Raw genomic sequence first — 6,808 nt, forward strand, 5'->3', positions numbered from 1 at the left:
GAATGGCGGGGCGGGGCCGGGGCCGGTGCCGGGGCCGCCGGCGCTCCCCGGCGTGCCGGTGCTCGCCACCCGGGCGGCCTGCGGGGAGACTGGGCGCCGTGACCGACGTGCGCGAGACCCTGGATTACGAGACGTTCGGGCGGGCGGTGCGCGAACTCGCGCACGCGATCGCCTCCGACGGGTACGAGCCCGATCTCGTCCTGAGCATCGCCCGTGGCGGCGTGTTCGTGGCGGGCGGTCTGGCGTACGCGCTGGACTGCAAGAACATCCACCTCGTGAACGTCGAGTTCTACACGGGCGTGGGCACCACCCTGGAGATGCCGGTCATGCTGGCGCCCGTCCCGGCGGCGATCGACTTCACCGACAAGAAGGTCCTGATCGCCGATGACGTCGCCGACACGGGCAAGACGCTGAAGCTGGTGCACGACTTCTGCCTCGGCCACGTCGCCGAGGTGCGGTCGGCCGTGATCTACGAGAAGTCGCACTCGCTGGTGAAGTGCGAGTACGTGTGGAAGAAGACCGACGACTGGATCGAGTTCCCCTGGTCGACGGAAGGGCCGGTCGTCAAGCGCGCCGGCCAGGTGCTCGACGCCTGACCGGAACACGGGCCCGGCAGCAGTCCCGGCGCGTACCCGAGGGGAAGATCGGCTCAGTTCGACGGTGATGCCCACGCGTGCGAGCAGCCGCAGGACGTCGTCGACGTCCCGTCCCCGGGGCCGGGCGCGGACGGCGGGGCCGCGGTCTCACCGCCGTGGCCGGGCGTCGGAGCTGCAACACCCCCTGCCGGGGTCGGTGGGCCCTGGCAGGGGGGTGAGCCGCACGGCGCCTGCCCGCGGTCGGGGGACGGCGGCGAGGTCAGCGGGCCGTGGCGGCGTTGGTCCGGGTCCGCCGGGAGCGCGGGCCCACGGCCCTCCACGTGCGGACGGCGGGGCTGAGCAGGACGTCGCGCAGGGCGCGGCGCCCCTGGTGCGGGGCGCCGGAGACCGGGTACCGGGCGCTGGTGCCGGTCCAGGTGGTGAGGGCGACGAGGAACTGGTCGAGGAGCAGGGCGAAGCGGTGGGTGTCCAGGACCTGGTCCACCGGGGGGCCGCCGGTGCCGGCCTCGGGGGGCGGTCCGGCGTGGAAGCCGCGCCGCACCGCCGAGTGGAGCCAGTCGAAGCGCCGTTCCTCCGCGTCCAGCCGCTCGCTGACGTCCTGGCGGGCCTGCGCCTCGGACAGGCCGCCGTCGGCCATCCGGGCGGTGACGGCGTTGAAGGTCTCGTCCTTGCCGCCGCCGGCGAGGTCGTTCGCGAGGATCCCGCAGGTCGAGAAGGCATCGAGGAGGTCCTGCACCATGGGGTCGTCCCAGTGCGGCGTGATGCACTGGTCCGCGAGTTCGCACCACATGGCCGCCAGCAGCATCCCGCCGTCGGCCGGACGGAGCATCAGGTACTCGCGCAGCGTGGGCGTGCGTCCCGGCTGCACGTAGTGCACCAGCTTGTCGCGGGCCGCGACGATCCAGGCGGCCAGCTGCTCGCGGTAGCGCTGCCACCAGGCGTCGGGCATGATCGCGCGGGTCTGCCGGACCAGCTCCGCCAGCGCGTGGACCGCGGGATGGTCGTCGGGCGCGGGGCGGTCGCTCTCGGCGCACACGCACAGCAGCGACCGGGTCAGCCTCCCGACCGCCTCCAGCGGGGCGCCGCGGAGGTCTCCGTCCAGCAGGTCGTCGGTCGTCCACGTCCACAGGGCCCAGCGCGCGGCCAGGCGCAGCGGGGCTCCGCCGGCGGTCGGCCACGCCTTGAGGCACAGGTCCACGTATCCGTGGGCGAGGTAGGCCTCGGGGTCCGGGTGCAAACCGTAGCGTTTCAGGAATTCGAGAGCATCAACGTTCAGGTCGGCGCGTTCGGCTTCCCTGGGCTGCGGAATGAGGCGGACAAGGTCGCTCACCGGTCGGCTCCTCGTGTGAAGGACCCGAGCCGGCCGACGTCTTCGGCGGCCTGCTCGGAGGCGCGAGCTGTCTCACGCGCTGCACGACCAACGACCGTCCGGCCGACCCGATGCGTTTCCTGCGCACACCCGCGCACCGTGCGACCGGGGTTTGAGGGTTGTGTGTGACACATGTGTGGTCGGTGGGGTGGTCGGGACACCTTTCACTGATGGACCGTCAGCAGGGCGCAGCAGAACGGCACTGGGACAAGATCGGATACGGACGGCAGTGGCCACGAACAGGGACGGGCCCGGGACGTGCGCGGTGCGGCGGCCGGAGTCGCGGGTGCGGACGGTGGCGCGGGCCGGCCCGGGGTCGTGTCCGGGCGCACGGTTGGCGTAGTCGGCGGCCGGTCGTCCTCGGGACGAAGAGGGCGCGCACCGGCGGCCGTGCGCCCCGCCTTTCGGCCGCTGTCCGGGGCGGCGTCAGGTGGTGTAAGGACAGTCATCCGACGGGGGGCGACGGTCGGATGACGGCGGCATGACGGCGCCGCCTGACAGCGTCGGGGGACGGCCGTCCGGAGCCGACCGGGCGGCCCGATCCCGAAGGAGTCACCCATGCGCACACCCGTCACGATCGTCGGCGCCGGGCTCGGCGGCCTCACCCTGGCCCGGGTCCTGCACCTGCACGGCATCCCGGTAGCGGTCCACGAGGCCGATCCCTCCCCGTCGGCGCGCACGCAGGGCGGGCTGCTCGACATCCACGACTACAACGGGCAACCGGCGCTGGCGGCGGCCGGGCTGACGGAGGAGTTCCGCGCCATCGTGCTGGAGGGCCGCCAGGCGATGCGGGTGCTGGACCGCGACGGGGCCGTCCTGGTCGACCTGGCCGACGACGGCACGGGCGGACGCCCCGAGGTGCAGCGCGGCGACCTGCGGCGGATCCTGCTCGACTCGCTGCCCGCCGGAACCGTCCGGTGGGGGCGCAAGGCGGCCGCCGTCCGTCCCCTGGGCGGCGGCCGTCACGAGGTGGCGTTCTCCGACGGCGGCACCGTCGTCACGGACCTGCTGGTCGGCGCCGACGGCGCGTGGTCGCGCGTGCGGCCGCTGCTCTCCGCCGCCCGGCCCGAGTACACCGGCAAGTCGGTCGTCGAGACGTATCTGGCCGACGCGCGCACCCGGTTCCCGGCCACCGCGCGGGCGGTCGGCGGCGGGTCGATGATCGCGGCGTCGTCACCGGACCGGGACATCTTCGCGCACCGGGAGAGCGGCGACACCCTGCACGCCTACATCGGCATCACCGAGCCGCTGGACTGGTTCGCCGGCCTCGACGTCACCGACGCGGCCGCGGCCACCGCGCGCATCGCGCGGGAGTTCGCCGACTGGGCGCCGGAGCTCCTCGCGCTGATCACCGAGGCGGACTCCGCACCGGTCCTGCGCCACCTCTACGCCCTCCCGGCCGAGCACCGGTGGGAGCGGGTGCCCGGGGTGACCCTGCTCGGCGACGCCGCCCACCTCCAGGCCCCGAACGGCGAGGGCGCCAACCTGGCCATGCTCGACGGCGCCGAGCTCGGCCTGGCCCTCGCCGCGCACCCCGACGACGTCGAGGCGGCGCTCGCCGCGTACGAGCGGGACATGTTCCCCCGCAGTGCGGAGGCCGCCGAACTGTTCCCTGAGGGCGGCTCCGGGGACGACGCGACCCATCCCGTGATCGGTCTCCTCACCGGGCAGGGCCGGTGAGGAGACCGACCACGGGGCCGGTCGGGCACCGGCCCCGGGCACGGCGGTCGTCCGCTCAGAGCGGGAGCTCGCCCGGCAGGTAGCCGTAGCCGGACCGGCCCGGCACCGCCCGGGCGAGCGCCTGGAGCAGCGGGGCGGGCGGGGCGGCGAGGACGCCCGGGTAGTCGCGCTCGCCCAGCTCCGGGCGGACCGGCCAGGCCAGCCGTTCCGTCTCCAGGTCGTACCGCGCGTCCACGCCCTCCCGGTTGCCCCGGGCGTCCAGGCGCGACCAGCGGCCGTGCAGGTGCACGGCGTTGAGGCCGTGCAGCACGAAGCCGCCCTCGCCGTCCTCCAGGCGCTGGTAGCACAGGCCGGTCGGCACGCCCTGGGCCCGCAGGAGCGCGGCCAGCAGGTGGGACTTGCCGTGGCAGATCGCGTTGCCCGCGGCCAGCACGTCGGAGGCGCGGAACGCCCCGCTGTACGCGCCCGCGTCGGCGGAGTGCCACACCCGGTCGCGCACGTGGTGGAAGGCCGCCTCGGGTGTGGCCAGCTCGGCGGCCAGGCGCCGCAGTTCGGGGTGCTGGTGGTCGATCACCTCGTCCGCCGCGAGGTAGGCGGCGAGGTCGTCGGTTTCCGGTTGAAGGATCATGGTGTCCACGGTGTCGCGCGCACCGCCGGCCGCGGGCGGAATTCCACTCCCCGGACGGGGCCGGTGACGGGGCGGGCACCGGGCCGGTGTCCTACGCGTCCGGTTGGCTGCTCGTCTGCGGGGCGGTCGGCGCCCCGGGACGGAAGGAACACACCACGATGGCGGCGGCGGAGGAGGAGCGGAGGAACGCGGCCCGGGACCGCCGCTGGCACCACGGCGACCCGGCGCAGGCCGAACGGCTCCACGACCTCGACGGGCGGGTGTTCACCCGGGGCCGACGGGGTGCGCCGTAGCGCGACCGGGCCGACGGGGTGCGCCGTAGCGCGACCGGGCCGACGGGTGCGGCCTGGTTCGCGCGGTGGTTCGTCAGGAAGGGCTGGTGGCCAGCAGGGCGGTGGTGGTCACCTTGTTGTCGCACTCGGCGAAGAGGCCGTCGTCCAGGGCCACTTGGTGCGCCCCCGCACCACCCGGCAGGCCCAGCACGAGGGTGGGGTAGGCGACCGGTGTGGCCCCGGAGACGCAGTAGCCGTCCGCCTCCCCCTGGACCTGGACGAAGGTGAGCTTCACCCAGGCCTTGCCGGACGGGGCCAGCCGGACGGGGGCGGCGGAGCCGGTGCGGGTCACGGTGAGCGGGGCGTTGTGGTCCGGGGATCCGTTGGCCGCCCCGGCCACCGTCGGGAAGCCCTCCAGCGTGCACGGGTGTGCGGAGGTGTTGGTGAAGGCGACGATCGCCGCTCCCACGCCCGTGCCGTTGGGCCGCTGCTTCGCCTGGTGGGCCTCCACCTTCAGGTCGCCGGGCGCGCAGGTCGGCGCCGCCGCCGCGCTGGACGACGCGGCGGCCGTGACAGGGGCGGCGGAGGGCGTGCCGCCCTTGACGGGGGCCGCGGGCGTGGTGCTCGGCGCGGTCGGGGCGGTCGCCGACGACGACGGGGCCGCGGTGGTACCGGGCTGGTCGTTCTCCGGTCCGCAGGCCGTGATCACCAGGGCTGCCGCGGCGGCCGAGACCACGGCAACCGCGGGTCTGAGAGCCTTCTTCGCGTACTGCGCGTTCTGCTGCATGTCTCCCCCGAAGGATCGAGTGGTACCGGTCCAGTACCGGCATCTGCCCGGTACACACCTCCGCCGCGCCCTCGGTTCCTCAGGCGGGCGGCTGTGACAGGACGGTGACGAGATCTTTCTCCCCCCTTGGCCAACGGCCGCGCGGGCGACACGCGCTAGAGGCGGCCGGTCAGCTCCACGGTCACCCGATCGCCGGTCGCGATGCCCTGCGGCCCGCGCACGGCGTTCTTGACCGGCAGGAGGTAGCCGCCGTCCTTCGGGAAGAGCGAGGTCGTGAAGGCGGTCCCGCCGATGCGGACCTCGACCGGGACCACGCCCCAGCCGTAGGTGGCCGCCGCCGCCACCGCGGCGGCGATGTCGGCGCACTGTTCCTGCGGCACCGGGACGAAGTAGTACGGGGACGGACCCCGCCACTCGATGACGCGGCCGACGAAGACGACATCCACAGCCGTTCAATGTCCGGTGGCGTGCCCGCGACGCCCAGGAGGCGCGGCCCTCGCGGCGCCCGGAAGCGAAAGAGGTCCGGCACCCTGGTGGGTGCCGGACCTCGTCCGGTGATGGAGCGCCAGGCCCGGGTCGCACGGACTCTTCCTACTGAAAGTAGGACGTGCTCTGGTAGCACCACTGACGCCTGTTCGGGAGATCGTTTCCTCCCGACGGGAAGAACAATAGCAGGTCAGCGGCCGTGCGGGTGACGGGGTGGGTCAGGCGGGGGTGGGGACTCGGCGCAGGCTGCGGATGGGGCGGGTGAGGAGGAGGGCGGTGGCGGTCAGCAGGGCCACGGCGGCGCCGACCTGGAGGACGTGGTCGGTGCCGAACGCTCCGACGGCGGGGCCGGCGAGGGCGCTGCCGATGGGGTACATGCCGACGGAGCCGGCGACCTCGTAGGCGTGGACGCGGTTGAGGACCTCGCCGGGGACCTGGGTCTGGACGCTGGTGGCCCACATGACGCCCCACACGCCGATGCCGACGCCGACGGCGAACTGGGCGGCGGCCAGGAGCCAGACGGGCCAGTCCAGGACGATGCCGAGCGGGTAGAGGGGGTAGGCGAACATCGCCACCGCGCCGGCGGCCAGGGGGCGTTCGGGCTTGTAGCGGATCGCGAGCAGGCCGCCGGCGACGGTGCCCGCGCCGAGGGCGCAGTTGAGGAGGCCGAAGGCGGTGGCGCCGTGTTCGGGGACGATGACGCCGGCGGCCACGGACAGCTGCGGGCCCCAGGACAGGACGGCGAAGACCATCCAGATGACGATGACGCCCCACAGCCAGCTGCGGGAGCGGAATTCGTGCCAGCCGACGGCGAGGTTGTGCCACAGGCTCTCGCCGGCGGGCGGGGCGGGGACGGTGCCCAGGCGCAGGACGAACAGGCAGGTGGCGCTGGTGGCGTAGGCGAGGGCGGAGATCACCATCACCCAGCCGGTGGCGCCGAGGCCGACCATGGCGCCGGCCAGGGCCGGGCCGCCGAGGCCGGTGAGGGCC

Annotated in this window: 7 protein-coding genes and 1 pseudogene; 3 read left to right on the top strand and 5 right to left on the bottom strand. The window is 74.4% G+C overall.

The genetic code is table 11. The annotated features are described in order from the left end of the window. Positions 1-98 precede the first annotated feature (98 nt). The gene (locus AB0C76_RS37215; RefSeq protein ID WP_359974249.1) at positions 99-596 is read left to right on the top strand and encodes a phosphoribosyltransferase; all 498 of its coding nucleotides are present in this window, start codon (positions 99-101) and stop codon (positions 594-596) included. A gap of 259 nt (positions 597-855) precedes the next feature. Here AB0C76_RS37215 and AB0C76_RS37220 read toward each other — a convergent pair whose 3' ends face one another. Next, positions 856-1,926 (bottom strand): terpene synthase family protein, encoded by a 1,071-nt coding sequence (locus AB0C76_RS37220; RefSeq protein ID WP_359974251.1) that lies wholly within the window; start codon positions 1,924-1,926, stop codon positions 856-858. A 597-nt stretch (positions 1,927-2,523) separates the two neighbouring features. Between AB0C76_RS37220 and AB0C76_RS37225 the strand changes: the two genes are divergently transcribed. After that, positions 2,524-3,645, top strand: coding sequence for an NAD(P)/FAD-dependent oxidoreductase (locus AB0C76_RS37225; protein ID WP_359974253.1), 1,122 nt, complete (start codon positions 2,524-2,526; stop codon positions 3,643-3,645). A 55-nt stretch (positions 3,646-3,700) separates the two neighbouring features. On the opposite strand, the gene AB0C76_RS37230 is transcribed toward AB0C76_RS37225, so the two are convergent. Beyond that, positions 3,701-4,273, bottom strand: coding sequence for a transglutaminase family protein (locus AB0C76_RS37230; RefSeq protein ID WP_359974255.1), 573 nt, complete (start codon positions 4,271-4,273; stop codon positions 3,701-3,703). 158 nt (positions 4,274-4,431) lie between these two features. Between AB0C76_RS37230 and AB0C76_RS37235 the strand changes: the two genes are divergently transcribed. Then, the gene (locus AB0C76_RS37235; RefSeq protein ID WP_359974257.1) at positions 4,432-4,566 is read left to right on the top strand and encodes a hypothetical protein; all 135 of its coding nucleotides are present in this window, start codon (positions 4,432-4,434) and stop codon (positions 4,564-4,566) included. A gap of 73 nt (positions 4,567-4,639) precedes the next feature. Here the strand turns inward: AB0C76_RS37235 and AB0C76_RS37240 are convergent, their stop codons facing one another. The 3 genes and pseudogenes from AB0C76_RS37240 to AB0C76_RS37250 all read right to left on the bottom strand — a co-directional run. Beyond that, positions 4,640-5,332, bottom strand: coding sequence for a DUF4232 domain-containing protein (locus AB0C76_RS37240; RefSeq protein ID WP_359974259.1), 693 nt, complete (start codon positions 5,330-5,332; stop codon positions 4,640-4,642). 155 nt (positions 5,333-5,487) lie between these two features. Next, a complete protein-coding gene (locus AB0C76_RS37245; RefSeq protein WP_359974260.1) occupies positions 5,488-5,778 on the bottom strand; it encodes a DUF1905 domain-containing protein in 291 nt (96 codons plus the stop codon). Between the two features lie 258 nt (positions 5,779-6,036). After that, positions 6,037-6,808: pseudogene (locus tag AB0C76_RS37250) on the bottom strand (MFS transporter); the annotation flags it as partial.

The organism is Kitasatospora sp. NPDC048722, from assembly GCF_040650235.1.
In the GTDB taxonomy this organism is placed as follows: Bacteria; Actinomycetota; Actinomycetes; order Streptomycetales; family Streptomycetaceae; genus Kitasatospora.